A 15,416-nucleotide genomic window follows, 5' to 3' on the forward strand; every position below is an offset into this window, starting at 1 on the left:
GACCAGAACCCGGAGCAGGCTGCCCTGCTAGTGGTCTCGGTCGAGGAGATGTGCGGCTGTGGTTGGGGGCGTGGCATCCCCCACGCATCCCCTGCTCCGAGGCCCGTTGGCTGTTGGGCAGGTGTGGTTGCTGGGCGGCTTCAGGGACGGGGCGTTGGGCGCCGCCGATCGCCGGGCAGAGGATCCAGCATCGCCCGCGTAGTGCCGCGTCAGCGACGGGCATTGGCCCTGTGCTGTGTTCGCACGCGTCGGCGATGTCGTCGATGAGCCTGAGCGTCTCCTCCGGCGCGGCGCCAGCGAGGCCGCCTTCGGACGCCCTGACAACGGGCGCGGGACCGGGCGGAGTTCGCTTGTGCCGGTGCGGATGCTGTCCTGGTGGAGGCGGGCAACCATGCGGTGGTCGGGTTCAGGTTCGTCTCGGGTCTCGTCCGGAGCCGGTCAGCGGCCCTGCTCTGAGGTGAGCCGCATGAAGGAGGCCCGGCGGGCCGGTCGTGTGCCGTCGTGGGGTGCCGTGCTGGGGCGCGCGCTGGCCGGTGGGGCGATCATGGCGCTCGCGCTGGGCAGCGGGATGGCGCTCGGCACCCGGCTCGCCGGTGTCGTGAACGCGTCGGGCCGAGGCGCCCAACTCGTGGCCGCGATAACGGTCAGCGAGGTGGCGGCCGTCTTCGTATGTGTGGCTCTGCGGCGGAGCCGACGCACACGGACGTCCATCGGGTCCGGTGAAACGTCCGCGCCGGACCCGAGTACGAACCACTGGCGCTCGCGGCAACCGAGCCGGCCCAGCCAATGCCGCCCCTCCACGCCGCCGCGATCCACCCAGTGCACCTTCGCTGCCCGTCCGGAGGACACCTGCGTAACGAGACGCATGTGCGCGAGCCTCTTGCGATGTCGCCTCGTCCGGGCAGCCTCCGGACGGTTGTGGAGTCAGGTCGCCTTTGCACGCAGCCGCACTCCACAAGCGCCGCTGGAACCGGCTCGCCCCGTGATACCCCCGTACTTGACGGGGGTATCTGCCTGGGCTCCGGACGTCACAGGTCGGCCGAGACCACCGTGCGTGGAGCGCTGTGTCCTTCGGGCGGGGTCACGGTCACCGTCGTGTCCGTCGCCTCGCGCGTCACCTGGTAAGTGGCGGCAGGGCGGCCGGCGTGGTCGGGGACAGTGACCGTCACCTGTTGTGCGTCGGGGGTGACGAGCAGGGTGAGGCCATCGAGCCAGTCCCCGTCGGGTCGCTGTGTGTCGGAGCCCAGCGGGAGGACCGCTCCTGGGCGGACGTACAGGGGCAGGCTGTCGAAGCCGTGCCTTTCGCGGCGCCAGACCGGGCCCTGTACGTGTTCGCCGGTCAGGAGGTGGGTCCAGGTGCCCTCGGGCAGGTAGTACTCGACGTCGCCGTCGGCCGAGAAGACGGGGGCGACGAGCAGGTCGGGGCCGAGCATGTACTGCCGGTCCAGGCCGCGGGCGGTGGGGTTCTCGGGGAACTCGAGGAGCATGGGCCGCATCAGCGGCGTGCCGGTGTGGTGCGCTTCGGCCGCAGCGCCGTACAGATAGGGCATGAGTCGGTGCTTGAGCCGCGTGAACTTCCGTGTCACGTCGACGGCTTCGTCACCGAACTCCCACGGCACCCGGTAGGAGCTGGAGCCGTGCAGTCGGCTGTGGGAGGAGAGCAGGCCGAAGGCGAGCCAGCGTTTGAAGACCGCCGGGTCCGGGGTGCCTTCGAAGCCGCCGATGTCGTGGCTCCAGAAGCCGAAGCCCGACAGCGACAGCGACAGACCGCCGCGCAGCGACTCTGCCATCGCACCGAACGACGACCAGCAGTCGCCGCCCCAGTGCACCGGGTACTGCTGGCCGCCGGCCGTCGCCGAACGCGCGAACAGGACGGCTTCGCCCGTGCCGCGTTCCTTCTCCAGGAGCTCGAAGACGGTGCGGTTGTAGAGGTGCGCGTAATAGTTGTGCATGCGCTCCGGGTCGGAGCCGTCGTGCCACACCACGTCGGTGGGGATGCGCTCGCCGAAGTCGGTCTTGAAGCAGTCGACGCCCTGGTCGAGCAGCACCTTCAGCTTCGCCTGGAACCAGGCGCAGGCCTCGGGGTTCGTGAAGTCGACGAGCGCCATGCCCGCCTGCCACAGGTCCCATTGCCAGATGTCACCGTTCGCCCGCTTCACCAGATGTCCCGCGGCGGCGGCCTCGTCGAACAAGGCGGACTTCTGTGCGATGTACGGGTTGATCCATACGGAGAGCTTCAGCCCCCGTCCCTTGAGCCGGGCCAGCATGCCCTGGGGGTCGGGGAAGACATCCGGGTCCCACTCGAAGTCCGACCACTGGTACTCGCGCATCCAGAAGCAGTCGAAGTGGAAGACGCTCAGCGGGATGTCCCGCTGGGCCATGCCGTCGACGAACGACGTCACCGTCTCTTCGTCGTACTGCGTGGTGAAGGACGTGGTGAGCCACAGTCCGAACGACCACGCCGGCGGCAGCGCCGGGCGGCCGGTGAGCGCGGTGTAGCGGCGCAGGACGTCTTTCGGTGTCGGGCCCGCGACGATGTAGTACTCCAGCGTCTGGTCCTCGACGCTGAACTGCATCTGGCCGACCGCCTCCGAGCCGATCTCGTAGCTCACCTTGCCGGGGTGATTGACGAACACGCCGTACGCACCGGCGGGGGAGACGTGCAGGCTGAAGGGGATGTTTTTGTAGGCCTGTTCGCTGCTCGTGCCGCCGTCGGCCTGCCACATGTCCACGACCTGGCCGTTCTTGATGAACGGCGTGAAGCGCTCACCCAGGCCGTAGACCTGTTCGCCGACGCCGAGCGCCAACCGCCCGGCCATGTGGTGCGCGCCGTCGCCGGTGGTGAAGAAGGCCGTGCCCTTGCGGCCCGCCGATGTCATCTCCCGGCCGTCCGCGTCACGGAACGACAGCGCCCAGGGCGAGGCTTGGTCCAGGCGTGCGGTCAGGGGGCCGCTGGTCAGCTCGATCATGTCGCCGTCGCGGCGCACCTGGCCGGCCCCGGTGTCGGCGCCCGGCAGTGCGAAGTCCGGGCCGGGGTGGAGCTTGCCCGCCAGGTGTGTGGTGCGGACGCCGATGATGCCCTCGGCGGGGGAGAAGCAGTCGACGGTCAGCAGAGGGGAGTTGAGGGTGTCGCCGCGGCGCTCGACGCGCTTGGTCGCTGCGTGGGCGGTGAAGCGGTCGGCGTCGGCTCGGACGCTGCGGACCTCGGTCGCGTACGAGGCCTGGACCCCGTCGCGCATGAGCCAGAAGCCGTCGGTGAACTTCATGATCTTCCTCAGGGTGGTGCGGGGTCGCAGTTCGGGTCGCAGGAGCCGTCGGACTTCCCTTGCCGGTGACGACGTCGGGCGGTGGCGTGGAGCGCCTCAACTGGCTTGCGATCTTGAGGGGGAAGTAGCTGCGCGGGCCATTTGATCGTACAGAAAACAAAACGGCAAGGGTCCTTTTCCGGCGCGATCGCGGAAGCGCTTCGATTCTTGACAGCGGCAGGTAGCGAAGGTTTTGCGGGGCGTGAAGTTGGCTCCAGGGTCTGGCGTCGAAGCGCTTCGTGGCGTATTAGTCATGTCAGAAAACAAACTCGCAGCAAAGGGCCGCACCATGTCCGACTGCTTCACCCCTCTCAACGGCCAGACCGGCATCAAGTACGACCAGGACCTGCGCTGCGGCGCCGGTGACGTGCGCCAGGCGCTCTGGCTCGTCGACCTCCTGGAGAGCGCCGGCTACCAGGGGCCGCGCCACTTCGACTTCGAGCCGGCGCGCACCGACGGTGTCGACGGCGTGTGGGAGTCCGCGAAGAACTGCATGCGCAACTACCTGATCCTCAAGGAGCGTTCGGCCGCGTTCCGGTCCGACCCTCAGGTGCACCAGGCGCTGCGCGACTCCCGCCCCGACCAGCTCGCCATGGAGCACCTGCTCGGCGTGCGCTGATCCCCGCACCTGCGACCGAGCCCGTACGGCCGAGGCCGGAGCCGTACCGGGATCTGCGAGAACACCTCCGGCGGGACACGGGCGTCCCGCCGGCCGGCCACCCCTCCCAGGCAAGGGCAACCACCGTGACAGCAGCACACATACCGGAGCGCGCGCGTGGCAGGCGCCGCCGTGCCGGTCGGCGGGCGATGGTCCCGCTCACCGTTATCTCCGCGCTCGTGGCCACCGCGGCGCTCGCCGGCTGCGGCCAGCAACGCGACGACGACGTCTACACCGTCCTCAACTCGTCGACCGACGACTCATATCACGGCTGGGACGCCGCCACCCTGTCCCGCTGCGGCAAGCGGCTCGGCATCACCATCGAGCAGCAGAGCGTGCCGGCCGCACAGGTCATGACGAAGTCACTGCGCATGGCGTCGTCGAAGTCCCTGCCGGACGTCATCCAGTTCGACGCCTCCGAGATGCCGACGTTCGCGGAGGCCGGCGGCCTCATCGATCTGCGCACGCTGGGCCTGTCCACCCAGGACATACCGCGGGGCATCGTCGACTTCGGCTCCTACCAGGGCACGTACTACGGGGCCGCGCGCACGGTGAACACTCTCGCCCTGTTCTACAACAAGGACACCTTGAAGAGGGCGGGTCTCGACGTGCCCACCACCTGGGCCGAGATGCGGCAGAGCGCCAAGAAGCTCACCAAGGGCAAGCAGTACGGCATCGCCCTGAGCGCGGGCGGCGCGGAGGACGGCGTCTTCCAGTTCACGCCGTTCATGTGGTCCAACGGCGGCGACGAGTCGCACCTCGCGAGCAAGCAGGTCGCCCAGGCGCTTGACTACTGGAAGAGCCTCATCAAGGACGGTTCGCTGTCCAAGTCGACCGTCAACTGGACCCAGGCCGACGTCAACGACCAGTTCATGGCGGGCAACGCCGCAATGATGATCAACGGCCCGTGGCAGGTCGAGACCCTCAACACCAAGAAGAACCTGGACTGGGGCATCGCCCGGATCCCCGTGCCGAAGGCGGGGGACGACTCCGTCGGCCCGCTCGGCGGCGCCGTGCTGACCGTGCCCAAGACCGGTGACACCGCGCGCGAGAAGACCGCCGCGAAGATCATCGACTGCATGGCCGGCGAGCAGGAGCAGATCACCTACGCACGCAACAGCTGGATGGTCCCGGCCAACGAGAAGGCCGCCGCCGTCTGGCGCAAGGAAGTGCCCGAACTCGACGCCCTCGCCGACCAGGTGGCCACCGCGCGCTCGCGCACCGCCAAGGTCGGCGCGCGCTGGTCGTCGGTGTCGCTCGCCCTGCAGAGCGCCTTCCAGTCCGCTCTCACCGGGCAGTCCAGCAAGGCCGCGCTCCAGCGCGCCCAACAGCGCGCCACGAGCGGGAAGTGAGGTGACGAACATGTCGACCACCACAGCCTCCGCGACCGCGCCCGCCGCCGATCACCCGACGACCACCGTGAAGAAGCCCGACCCGGCACGCGCCCGGCGCCGCCGCAGGCTCTCCCAGTGGGGCTTCATCGCGCCCGCGATCCTCTTCATGGTGCTCTTCTTCGGCTACCCGCTCGTGCGCAACGTCCTGATGAGCTTCCAGGACTACTCGCCCTCCACCTTCTTCGACGGCAAGGCCCCGTTCAACGGCACCGACAACTGGAGCAAGGTCTTCCAGGACGACCTGTTCGGCAAGGCGCTGTGGCACACCGTCGTCTTCACCATCGGTTCCCTGAGCGGCCAGTTCGGCATCGGCCTCGCGCTCGCTGTCTTCTTCACCAAGAGATTCCCGCTGAACGGCGTGCTGCGCTCCCTGATCCTGCTGCCCTGGCTCGTCCCGATGGTCGTCTCCGGCATCGTGTGGCGCCGCATCCTGGACCAGGACACCGGCGTTCTCAACTCCTTCCTCGACACCTTCGGCCTGGGCGGCGCGACCCCCTGGCTGACCAGCCCCGGCATGGCCCTGTTCTCCGTCATCCTGGTGAACATCTGGATCGGCATCCCCTTCAACATGGTGATCCTCTACGGAGGCCTCCAAGAGGTCCCCAAGGAGCTGTACGAGGCCGCGTCCCTGGACGGTGCGTCCGCCTGGCGCACGTTCCGCTCGATCACGCTGCCGCTGCTGAAGCCGGTCATCACCGTGGTGCTGGTTCTCGGCTTCATGTCGACGGTCAAGATCCTCGACCTGATCCTCGCCCTGACCGACGGCGGCCCCGCCGACTCCACCCAGACCCTGGGCACCCTCACGTACCAGAACTCCTTCGTGCAGCTGGACTTCGGCGCGGGTGCCGTCGTCGGCAACGTCCTGATTCTGATCTCCGCCGTCTTCGCGGTGTTCTACCTGCGGGCCAACCGCTCCGAGGGGAAGTGACCGCCATGGCGACCACCACCGTCACCCAGACACCCACCGCTCAGCGGCCTGCCACCAGGGCGAAGCGCCGCTGGGGTGCCACCGTCGTCGGCGTACTCATCCTGAGCGTGATGCTCTTCCCGCTCTACTGGATGCTCAACACGGCCCTGCAGCCCACATCCGGTCTCCTGGAGGTCTCGCCCATCCCGCACGGGGTGGACCTGTCCGGGTTCACCTCCGCGATCCGCGAGCAGGGCGGCCACCTGCTGACCTCGCTCGCCGTCGCCTTCGGCGCCGTCACCATCTGCCTCGCGATCGCCGCGCCCGCGGCCTACGGGCTCGCCCAGTTCCGTCTCCGCGCCACCCGCACCATCGTCTTCGGCACGCTCATCACCCAGATGGTGCCGGGCATCGTCATCGCCAACGCGCTCTACAGCGCGTACGTCGATCTCGGCCTGGTCAACTCCTACTTCGGCCTCATGCTCGCCGACGCCTCGCTCGGCATCCCCTTCGCCATCGTTTTGATGCGCTCCTTCATGGTGGCCATCCCCAAGGAGGTCATCGAGGCCGCCGAGGTCGACGGCGCGGGCCGGCTCCGTACCTTCGTGCAGGTCGTGCTCCCCATGAGCCGCAACTCCCTGATCACCGCGGGCCTTTTCTCCTTCCTGTATGCGTGGAGCGACTTCATGTTCGCCCTCACGCTCAACACCACCGACGACGTCAAACCGGTCACCCTCGGCATCTACCAGTACATCGGCGCGCACGTCGGCGACTGGGGCTCCGTCATGGCCGCATCCGTCCTGTCCGCGATCCCGGCAGCGGTGCTGCTCGTCCTCGCCCAGAAATACATCGCCGCCGGCATCACCGGCGGATCCGTCAAGTAAGGCCATTCATGAGCGACTTGCCCGTCTTCCCCTCCGGCTTCGTCTTCGGCGCGGCCACCGCCTCGTACCAGATCGAGGGCGCCGCGCACGAGGACGGCCGCGGCCCCTCCATCTGGGACACCTACTGCCACACCCCGGGCCGTGTCGACGGAGGCGACACCGGCGACGTGGCCTGCGACCACTACCACCGCTACCCCCAGGACGTGGCCCTGCTGCGCGAGCTGGGCGTCGACTCCTACCGCTTCTCCCTCGCCTGGCCCCGCATCCAGCCCACAGGTTCGGGACCCGCCAACCCCAAGGGCCTGGACTTCTACTCGCGGCTCGTCGACCAACTCCTCGAAGCCGGCATCGAACCGGCCGCCACCCTCTACCACTGGGACCTGCCGCAGGCCCTGGAGGACCGAGGCGGCTGGCGCGTGCGTGAGACCGCCGAACGCTTCGGCGAGTACGCGCACATCGTCGCCGAGCACCTCGCCGACCGCGTACCCCGCTGGATCACCCTCAACGAGCCGTGGTGCAGCGCCTTCCTCGGCTACTCCGTCGGCCGTCACGCCCCTGGCGCCCAGGAGGGCACCGGCGCCCTGGCCGCCGCACACCACCTGCTCGTCGGCCACGGCCTGGCGATGAAGGCGCTGCGCGCGACCGGCGTCCGGGAAGCCGGCATCACCCTCAACCTCGATCGGAACGTGCCCGCGAACGACACGCCCGCCGACCGCGCGGCCACCGTGCGCGCCGACACCCAGCACAACCTGGTGTGGACGGAGCCGCTCCTCGCGGGCCGCTATCCGGCGACCGAGCAGGACACCTGGGGCGAGCTGATCACCCGCCAGGACTTCCGCCGCGATGGGGACCTCGATCTGATCGCCCAGCCGCTGGACTTCCTCGGCGTCAACTACTACCGGCCGATCGTGGTCGCCGACGCCCCACACCGCGAGCCCGACCCCGCCCACCGCGTCGCCACGGACAACCGCTACCAGGAGATGGCCTATCCGGACGTGCGGCGCACGGCCATGAACTGGCCCGTGGTGCCCGAGTCCTTCACCGACCTGCTGACCGCACTGAAGGACACCTACGGCCAGGCCCTGCCGCCGATCCACATCACCGAGAACGGCTCGGCCGAGCACGATGTGGCCGAGCAGGACGGCAGCGTCCACGACCCGGACCGCGTCGCCTATCTGCACAGCCACCTGACGGCTCTGCGCGCCGCCATGGATGCGGGCGTCGACGTCCGCGGCTACTACGTCTGGTCGCTGCTCGACAACTTCGAGTGGGCGCTTGGCTATGCCAAGCGGTTCGGGATCGTACGCGTCGACTACGACACCCAGCAGCGCACCCCGAAGGACAGCTACCACTGGTACCGGCAGCTGATCGCGGCACACCGGGGCTGACACCGTCCCGGAGCGCGCGGCGGGCCGACACCGCCCGGCACCCGCCCGGCCCTCGCCCGGCCCGAGACGTCAGTCCACCACGCGCTCCACGTACGCCGCCGGGTCTGCCAGGACCTCGCGCACCACGCGCCCGGCGGCGCCTCGCGCCGCATCACCGGACGAGGACGAGGCCCGCAGCCGCCCACTGCCCGGTGTCCACAGGCCCGACACCACACGGGCGGTCAGCTCCCCGTCGGCGGCGGGGGCGAGCCACGGCATGAGGTCGCGGAAGACACCGCCCAGAATCACCGCGTCCGGGTCGATCAGATTCACCGCGCCCGAGAGCACCCGGCCCAGCCGGCGCCCGGCCTCCTCGATCGCGTGCCGGGCTTGCGGCTCGCCCTCGCGCGCCCGGCGCTCCAGCTCCGCGAGCCCAGTCAGGCCCGCGCTCTCGTCGAGATCCGCCGCCCGCAACAACGCCGCCTGTCCCGCGTACTGCTCCAGACAGCCCCGCGCACCGCAGCGGCACCGGGGACCGTCCGGCTCCACCACCACATGCCCGATCTCCCCGGCGAACCCGTGGGCACCCCGCAGGAGTTGACCGTTCAGCACCAGGGCGCCGCCGATGCCGATCTCGCCGGTCAGGTAGATGAAGCTGGTCACGCGGTCGTCGCTGTCGCCGAACCACAGCTCGGCCATGGCCGCCAGGTTCGCCTCGTTGTCGGCGCTGACCGGCAGGGCGCGGTGCGTGGGATGCAGCGCCGTCAACGCCTGCGCGAACAGCCCCTCCACGGCCACCCGGTTCCAGCCCAGGTTCGGCGCCTGCCGCACCGAACCACCGGAGACCAGGGCGGGCAGTGCCAGTTCGGCGCCGACGGGGCGAAGCCTCTGCTCCGCCGCGGACTCGATGGCCCGTGACGCGAGCCGCGCCGCCCGCGCCAGGACCGTGGCGGGCGGGGCACCGCGGTTGTCAGTGCGCTCCACCAGGCGTACGCGCTCGGTGCCGGCGAGATCGATGACGCACACCGTCACGTAGTCGATGTTGATCTCGACCCCGAGCCCGGCGGGCCCGGTCCGCGCCACCTGCAGCGCCGTACCCGGCCGCCCCGCCTGTCCGCTGAACGTCTTGCCCCACTCCGTGAGGAACCCCTCGGTGAGGAGCTGATCCACGAGCGAGGACACCGCGGCCCGGGTCAGCCCCACCCGCGCGGCAACCCCGGCGCGCGTCGCCTCACCCGCGTCATGGACCGTGCGCAACACCAGGCTCAGATTGTGCCGCCGTACGGTCGCCTTGTCGGCCTTGGACGGCGCGGCGGACGGATCGTTGCTGTTCATCGTGGGTCCGACCCTATGCGAAGGGCCGCGACGACCTGCATGGCTGTGGCTGTGCCTCGGGGGTTCCCGAGGCGACACTCCTGCCAGCCGCTACAAGCAGCGAACAGCACCGGGGCCCAGCCGCCCCGGAAGGGCAACTGCCCGCCCGAGGGCGGCGGTGCAGGTGACTGGAGATCATCCACCCTCTGTGTGCTGTGCGTCTTCGGTGGCGGCCCAGGCCGAAAGCAGCCGCAGGGCGTCGCGGTCGCGGGTGTTCGGCTCGGCGCTGTATGCGGTGAGGGTCAGCCCGGGCTGGGCGGGCAGTGCCATGGCGTCGAAGTCCAGGGTGAGCTCACCGACCTCGGGGTGGCGGAAGGGCTTGCGGCCGGTGTGGTGCAGGCGCACGTTGTGCTTGGCCCAGACGAGGCGGAAGGCGTCGCTGCGGGTGACCAGCTCACCGATCGGGTTGGTGAGGTCGGAGTCGTGCGGGGCGCGTCCGACTTCGGTGCGCAGCAACGAGACCGTGGTGTTGAGGGCCGCGTCCCAGTCGGGGAAGAAGTCCTGCCCGGCAGGGTCCAGGACCTGGAAGCGGGCGATGTTGACCGGCTGCGGTGCCGCGTCGGTGAACAGCGGGGCATACAGGGCGCGGCCGAGCCGGTTGATGGCCAGGATGTCCAGGCGCCCGTTGCGCACGAAGGCCGGGCTGTCGGTCATGGAGTCCAGGACCCGCTGGATGCTGGCCGGTACGGGAGTGCGTGACCTCCTGGCGCGGCGGGCGGGCCTGCTGCGCTGCGCAGCAGCCAGGTCGAAGAGGTGGGCACGTTCGGCCTCGTCGAGCTGGAGCGCGTTGCAGAGGGCGTCGAGGACCTCCTCGGAGGCGCCGGCGAGGTGGCCGCGCTCGAGGCGGACGTAGTAGTCGATGCTGACACCGGCGAGCAGGGCGACTTCCTCGCGGCGCAGTCCCGGCACGCGGCGGTTGCTGCCGAAGGCGGGCAGTCCGGCCTGCTGCGGGGTGATCTTGGCGCGGCGGCTGGCGAGGAATTCGCGGATGTCGTGGGCGGTGTCCATACCGTCAGGCTAGGGCTGACAGGTCTGACCTGGGGGGTCCTGCCAGTACCTGTAACAACAGTGCCTTCCGTGCGCTGGTGACCTGCGGTTTCGTCGATATCGGTAGGACTGCGCGTTTGCGGAACCGCTCAACCGCCGCCCTCTGGGGCTGCTGGTGGGGCAGCTTCCGCAGACAGTGGTCCTACCGGAAGGCACTCGACCTATTCCAGGGAGTCATCACATGGCGAAGCAGTCCGCGCCCAAGGAGCTGGCGCCGATCGCGCCGAAGCTGGTCCAGATCACCGACGACGTGCTCTTCGGAGATGTGTGGGAGCGCAGCGAGCTCTCCCCACGGGACCGGAGCCTGGTGACGGTGAGCGTGCTGGCCGCTCTGTACCGCAGCGAGCAGTTGCCCTACCACCTGGGCAAGGCCCTGGAGAACGGGCTGACCGTGGAGGAGTTGTCCGAGGCCATCACCCACCTGGCGTTCTACGCGGGCTGGCCCAACGCGATGACCGCGATCAACCAGCTGAAGAAGATCGCCGACGAAATCGCGGCCTGACGCCGCCGCACGCATCACCGGGCCGAGCGAAGCCGTCCTCGCCCCCGAACGAGACGCCCTAGGAGCCAGCCCGGTTGGCCTCCGCACTGGTCCGCTTCACGCCCGGTGCCCGCATGAACTGGCATTCGCACGCCAACGGTCAGGTCCTCTACATCATTGACGGTGCCGGCCTGGTCGGTACCCGCGGCAGCCGGTTCGCGGCGCCCACCGGCGATTTCACGGTCACCATCAACTCCGCCAGCTGAAACGCTCACCCAGTCCGGCCTCCCCGACACGCTCGGCCGGCCGTACTGTCAGCACCTCAACGACGAAGGAGACGCACTCCATGCACACACGCACGCTCGGTCAGGGCCTTGAGGTCTCGGCGCTCGGCCTGGGATGCATGGGCATGTCGCAGAGCTATGGCCCCAATCCTGGCAGCCGTCAGGACATGATCCAGGTCCTGCGCTCCGCAGTCGACTCGGGTATCACCTTCTTCGACACTGCCGAGGTCTACGGCCCCTACGTCAACGAAGAGCTTGTCGGTGAGGCCCTCGCACCCGTACGGGACCAGGTGGTTTTGGCGACGAAGTTCGGCTGGCGCATCGAGAACGGCGCCTCCGCCGGACTCGACAGCCGCCCCGAGCAGATCAGGCGCGTCGCCGACGCCTCCCTGCGCCGCCTGCGCAGCGACACCATCGACCTCTTCTACCAACACCGCGTCGACCCCGAGGTGCCCATCGAAGAAGTGGCCGGTGCAGTAGGGGAACTGGTCCAAGCCGGCAAGGTCCGCCACTTCGGGCTCTCCGAGGCATCCGCCGTCACGATCCGCCGGGCTCACGCGGTCCACCCGGTGACCGCCGTGCAGAGCGAATACTCCCTGTGGACCCGCGACCCCGAGCCCGAGGTCCTGCCGGCCCTGGCCGAACTCGGCATCGGCTTCGTCCCGTTCAGCCCGCTCGGCAAAGGCTTCCTGACCGGCACGGTCGATGCAACGACACCCTTCGCCAAGGACGACATCCGCACCTCGATCCCGCGCTTCACCCAGGACAACCGGGCGGCCAACCAGACCCTGGTCGACCACGTCGCCACTCTCGCCAAGAACAAGAACGCCACCTCGGGACAGATCGCCCTGGCCTGGCTCCTGGCCCAGCACCCGTGGATCGTCCCGATTCCCGGCACCCGCCGGGTTCAGCGCCTGGAGGAGAACGCCGGGGCGAGCCAGGTCGCCTTGTCGGCGGATGAGATCGCCGACCTGGACGGCGTAGCGACCCGCCTGCGCATCCACGGCGACCGCTACAACGCCTTGCACATGGGCTTCGTCGGCCGCTGAACCGGAACTCGCCGGCACGTCGTCACCGAACCGACGCGGCCGACCGGGCTCGCCGGCGAACAAGGGCGATGCGCCGAGCGGGGCCGCGGGCGGGCAGAACCCTCGCCTGCCGCTGCATTCGATGCGCCGAGACCGCCGGGGGAGAGGCGGCGTGCGCCGTGCCGAGGCCCCCGACGCGGGGCGTGTCCTTGACCGGCCGACGGGCTCAGGCGTTGCGTACTGTCTTGCTCACCTGGTCGAGCAGCATCCGCAGCTGCGCGCTCTGGTCCGGTCCCAGGCCGCCGGTGATGTGACGCTCTATGTCGGCGATCACCTGGTCGGCGGCGCGCAGCGCTTCGCGTCCGACGTCGGTGAGGTGCAGCTCCTGCACGTGGCGGTGTCGCGGATGCTCGCGCCTCTCCAACTGCCCGCGGCCTTCCAGGCGCGCCACCAGCGAGGCGACGGCCTGGGGGGTCACGTTGAGGCGGCGGGCCAACTCGGCGCCGGCCAGACCTGGTTCGCTGTGCACCGACATCAGCAGGGTGTAGTGCGCGGCGGCCATGCCCAGTGGGCGCAGCCGCTGTTCCTTGAGTGTCTGCACCGCCAGTTCCGCGCGGCGCAAGGCCCAGGTCACCCGGTCGAGTGCGCCGAGCCCGACAGGCTCCTCGTCATCGCGTATCACTCGCCAAGGGTACGACACTTCATAAGTATCAAGCGTTTGACAGCCAGCTAACGCTTGAGGCACGCTCAGGGTATGCCTCGTACTATCGCTCTCATCACCGGCGCTTCCTCCGGCATCGGCGCCGAATACGCCCGTCTCCTGGCGGACGACCACGACCTCGTCCTGGTGGCGCGCCGCGCGGACCGGCTCGGCGACCTCGCCGGGCAGCTCCGCGCCCGGGGCGCAGCCGTGGAGGTGCTGCCCGCCGATCTCGGCACCCACGAGGGCATCACCGCTGTCGCCGGTCGCCTCGCCGCGGGGGACGTGCGCCTGCTGGTCAGCAACGCCGGCGCCGGCGGCTACGCCCCGCTCGTCGATGTCGACGCCGCCGACATCGACCGCCTGCTCACCCTCAACGCCGTGGCCCCCGTTCAGCTGGTCCGCGCCGCGCTTCCCGGAATGCTCGCCGCCGGAGAAGGCTCGATCATCACGGTGGCCTCTCTGCTGGCCTTCAGCGGGGGCCTCAACGATCCCCGCGCACCACGACGCACTCTCTACGCGGCGGCGAAGGCCGCCACCGTCGCCTTCACCCGGACCCTCGCAGGTGAGCTCGCCGAGACGCCCATCCGTACACAGCTGCTGTTGCCCGGTGTCGTGGCCACGGAGTGGAACGAAGGCTCCGGCCGCGACATCCCCTGGGCGATGACCCCGCAGGACGTCGCATCGGCCAGCCTGGCCGGCCTGCGCCTGGGGGAAACCGTGTGCACACCTGGTCTGGAGGACCAGGACGCAGCCCTTGACGCCCTGCTGGCCGCGGAGTCCGCTCTGCTCACCGGCGGCAACAAGCCCACGCCCGCAACTCGCTATCGCGGCGCGCAGGCGTAGAAGCGGGCGCATCCTCGGCGCTGCCCCGACCGGCCACGGGTCGCCCTCCCAAGGCTGTGCTACACCCGTTTGTCGAGGGCGCTTCCCGATCCGCGGCCACACTTGTTCGCCAAGCATCTGGTGCGGCACAAGCTCCCCATGACCGCGACCACGCAGTTCTTCATGTCGGCCCGCGCCGACTGCCGCCCCGTGTGTGCGGGAGGTTCGGCAGAGACGCGCGTCTCTACGGATCGGGGAAGAAGCGCGCGAGCCCCTGCCGATTCGAGAAGAAGGAGTCACGATCGGTACATGACGACGAGAGATGAAACGGGCGGGGTCGGCTCGCATGGCCCGCTGCCGCCGCTTCCGGAGGACTGGCAGCGATGTCTGGCCGTGGCGGCGCATCCGGACGACATCGAGTACGGTGCGGCCTCGGCCGTCGCACGCTGGACCGCTCAGGGCAAGCAGGTGACGTATCTGCTTGCCACCCGCGGTGAAGCGGGCATCGACGGTCTGCACCCCACCGAGGCCGGACCGCTGCGCGAGGCCGAGGAGCGGGCCGGAGCCCGCGAGGTCGGCGTGGACACGGTGGAGTTCCTCGACCATCGCGACGGCGTGGTGGAGTACGGCTACGAACTGCGCCGCGACATCGTGCGTGCGATGCGCCGGTACCGGCCTGAGGTGGTGGTGACGGGCGCGTTCACCGTGCGGATGATCGCCGGTGTCACCAACCAGGCCGATCACCGCGTGGTGGGCCTCGCGGCCCTGGATGCCGCGAGGGATGCGGGCAACCGCTGGATCTTCCCGGAGTTGGCCGACGAAGGCCTCGAGCCCTGGGGTGGCGTCCGCCTCGTGTGCATGGCCGGCCCCGAGCACCCCACCCACGCCGTGGACGTCACTGGAGAACCCTTGGAACGCGGCATCGCCTCGCTGTCCGCCCACGTGGAGTACACCAGGGGGCTGGGGGAGCAAAGCTTCGAACCCCGTCCATTCCTGACCTGGGCGGCGCGGATGGGCGGCCCCGCGCTCGGGGTCGAGGCGGCGGTCCTCTTCGACGTACACCATCTGGCGTTCGAGGGGAAGCCGCCCTGGGACGAGTAGGCTCCACGCCCGCAGCCCGCGCCGGCCGCCGGGGGACAGGAGGGTGGCCAGCCGGGCGGCG

At 69.7% G+C, this 15,416-nt stretch carries 14 protein-coding genes and 1 pseudogene; 10 read left to right on the plus strand and 5 right to left on the minus strand.

Annotated features, from left to right (window positions below; translation table 11 throughout):
• Window positions 1-438: 438 nt before the first annotated feature.
• Window positions 439-867 (minus strand): hypothetical protein, encoded by a 429-nt coding sequence (locus ABZ833_RS36660; RefSeq protein ID WP_361056349.1) that lies wholly within the window; start codon window positions 865-867, stop codon window positions 439-441.
• A gap of 161 nt (window positions 868-1,028) precedes the next feature.
• Entirely contained in the window at window positions 1,029-3,266 is a 2,238-nt protein-coding gene (gene yicI / locus ABZ833_RS36665) for an alpha-xylosidase (protein ID WP_361056352.1), read from the minus strand.
• Window positions 3,267-3,615: 349 nt separating this feature from the next.
• Between yicI and ABZ833_RS36670 the strand changes: the two are divergent.
• The 5 genes and pseudogenes from ABZ833_RS36670 to ABZ833_RS36690 all read left to right on the plus strand — a co-directional run.
• A pseudogene (locus ABZ833_RS36670) lies at window positions 3,616-3,924 on the plus strand (xylose isomerase); the annotation flags it as partial.
• Window positions 3,925-4,112: 188 nt separating this feature from the next.
• A complete protein-coding gene (locus tag ABZ833_RS36675; protein WP_361056714.1) occupies window positions 4,113-5,315 on the plus strand; it encodes a sugar ABC transporter substrate-binding protein in 1,203 nt (400 codons plus the stop codon).
• Between the two features lie 10 nt (window positions 5,316-5,325).
• Complete coding sequence (locus ABZ833_RS36680) at window positions 5,326-6,285, plus strand: sugar ABC transporter permease (protein WP_361056355.1); 960 nt, start codon at window positions 5,326-5,328, stop codon at window positions 6,283-6,285.
• 5 nt (window positions 6,286-6,290) lie between these two features.
• Window positions 6,291-7,148 carry a carbohydrate ABC transporter permease gene (locus tag ABZ833_RS36685; RefSeq protein WP_361056358.1) on the plus strand — a complete coding sequence of 286 codons (858 nt, stop codon included), beginning with the start codon at window positions 6,291-6,293 and terminating at the stop codon, window positions 7,146-7,148.
• An 8-nt stretch (window positions 7,149-7,156) separates the two neighbouring features.
• The gene (locus ABZ833_RS36690; RefSeq protein WP_361056361.1) at window positions 7,157-8,536 is read left to right on the plus strand and encodes a GH1 family beta-glucosidase; all 1,380 of its coding nucleotides are present in this window, start codon (window positions 7,157-7,159) and stop codon (window positions 8,534-8,536) included.
• Between the two features lie 69 nt (window positions 8,537-8,605).
• Here the strand turns inward: ABZ833_RS36690 and ABZ833_RS36695 are convergent, their stop codons facing one another.
• On the minus strand, window positions 8,606-9,850 hold the full coding sequence (locus ABZ833_RS36695; protein ID WP_361056363.1) for an ROK family transcriptional regulator: 1,245 nt from the start codon (window positions 9,848-9,850) through the stop codon (window positions 8,606-8,608).
• Between the two features lie 174 nt (window positions 9,851-10,024).
• Entirely contained in the window at window positions 10,025-10,897 is an 873-nt protein-coding gene (locus ABZ833_RS36700; protein ID WP_361056366.1) for a helix-turn-helix transcriptional regulator, read from the minus strand.
• 220 nt (window positions 10,898-11,117) lie between these two features.
• Between ABZ833_RS36700 and ABZ833_RS36705 the strand changes: the two genes are divergently transcribed.
• The 3 genes from ABZ833_RS36705 (at window position 11,118) to ABZ833_RS36715 (ending at window position 12,750) form a co-directional block, all read left to right on the plus strand.
• A complete protein-coding gene (locus ABZ833_RS36705) occupies window positions 11,118-11,438 on the plus strand; it encodes a carboxymuconolactone decarboxylase family protein (protein WP_361056369.1) in 321 nt (106 codons plus the stop codon).
• Between the two features lie 74 nt (window positions 11,439-11,512).
• Complete coding sequence (locus tag ABZ833_RS36710; RefSeq protein ID WP_361056372.1) at window positions 11,513-11,683, plus strand: cupin domain-containing protein; 171 nt, start codon at window positions 11,513-11,515, stop codon at window positions 11,681-11,683.
• Between the two features lie 80 nt (window positions 11,684-11,763).
• Window positions 11,764-12,750 carry an aldo/keto reductase gene (locus ABZ833_RS36715; RefSeq protein WP_361056375.1) on the plus strand — a complete coding sequence of 329 codons (987 nt, stop codon included), beginning with the start codon at window positions 11,764-11,766 and terminating at the stop codon, window positions 12,748-12,750.
• A 205-nt stretch (window positions 12,751-12,955) separates the two neighbouring features.
• On the opposite strand, the gene ABZ833_RS36720 is transcribed toward ABZ833_RS36715, so the two are convergent.
• Window positions 12,956-13,411, minus strand: a complete 456-nt coding sequence (locus ABZ833_RS36720; protein ID WP_361056378.1) for a MarR family transcriptional regulator — start codon at window positions 13,409-13,411, stop codon at window positions 12,956-12,958.
• 72 nt (window positions 13,412-13,483) lie between these two features.
• Here ABZ833_RS36720 and ABZ833_RS36725 point away from each other — a divergent pair, with 72 nt between their 5' ends.
• Both ABZ833_RS36725 and ABZ833_RS36730 read left to right on the plus strand, forming a co-directional pair.
• Window positions 13,484-14,275, plus strand: coding sequence for an SDR family NAD(P)-dependent oxidoreductase (locus tag ABZ833_RS36725; RefSeq protein WP_361056381.1), 792 nt, complete (start codon window positions 13,484-13,486; stop codon window positions 14,273-14,275).
• A 288-nt stretch (window positions 14,276-14,563) separates the two neighbouring features.
• Entirely contained in the window at window positions 14,564-15,355 is a 792-nt protein-coding gene (locus tag ABZ833_RS36730; protein WP_361056384.1) for a PIG-L deacetylase family protein, read from the plus strand.
• The last annotated feature ends 61 nt before the right edge of the window (window positions 15,356-15,416 follow it).

The sequence above is a fragment of the Streptomyces sp. NPDC047525 genome (assembly GCF_040643025.1).
Taxonomy (GTDB): Bacteria; Actinomycetota; Actinomycetes; order Streptomycetales; family Streptomycetaceae; genus Streptomyces; species Streptomyces durmitorensis.

Coding starts and splice junctions, on each gene's coding strand:
- ABZ833_RS36685 (WP_361056358.1), top strand. CDS start 6,291: ATGGCGACCACCACCGTCACCCAGACACCCACCGCTCAGCGGCCTGCC.
- ABZ833_RS36700 (WP_361056366.1), bottom strand. CDS start 10,897: ATGGACACCGCCCACGACATCCGCGAATTCCTCGCCAGCCGCCGCGCC.
- ABZ833_RS36715 (WP_361056375.1), top strand. CDS start 11,764: ATGCACACACGCACGCTCGGTCAGGGCCTTGAGGTCTCGGCGCTCGGC.
- ABZ833_RS36675 (WP_361056714.1), top strand. CDS start 4,113: ATGGTCCCGCTCACCGTTATCTCCGCGCTCGTGGCCACCGCGGCGCTC.
- ABZ833_RS36730 (WP_361056384.1), top strand. CDS start 14,564: ATGACGACGAGAGATGAAACGGGCGGGGTCGGCTCGCATGGCCCGCTG.
- ABZ833_RS36690 (WP_361056361.1), top strand. CDS start 7,157: ATGAGCGACTTGCCCGTCTTCCCCTCCGGCTTCGTCTTCGGCGCGGCC.
- ABZ833_RS36695 (WP_361056363.1), bottom strand. CDS start 9,850: ATGAACAGCAACGATCCGTCCGCCGCGCCGTCCAAGGCCGACAAGGCG.
- ABZ833_RS36705 (WP_361056369.1), top strand. CDS start 11,118: ATGGCGAAGCAGTCCGCGCCCAAGGAGCTGGCGCCGATCGCGCCGAAG.
- ABZ833_RS36725 (WP_361056381.1), top strand. CDS start 13,484: ATGCCTCGTACTATCGCTCTCATCACCGGCGCTTCCTCCGGCATCGGC.
- ABZ833_RS36660 (WP_361056349.1), bottom strand. CDS start 867: ATGCGTCTCGTTACGCAGGTGTCCTCCGGACGGGCAGCGAAGGTGCAC.
- ABZ833_RS36680 (WP_361056355.1), top strand. CDS start 5,326: ATGTCGACCACCACAGCCTCCGCGACCGCGCCCGCCGCCGATCACCCG.
- yicI (WP_361056352.1), bottom strand. CDS start 3,266: ATGAAGTTCACCGACGGCTTCTGGCTCATGCGCGACGGGGTCCAGGCC.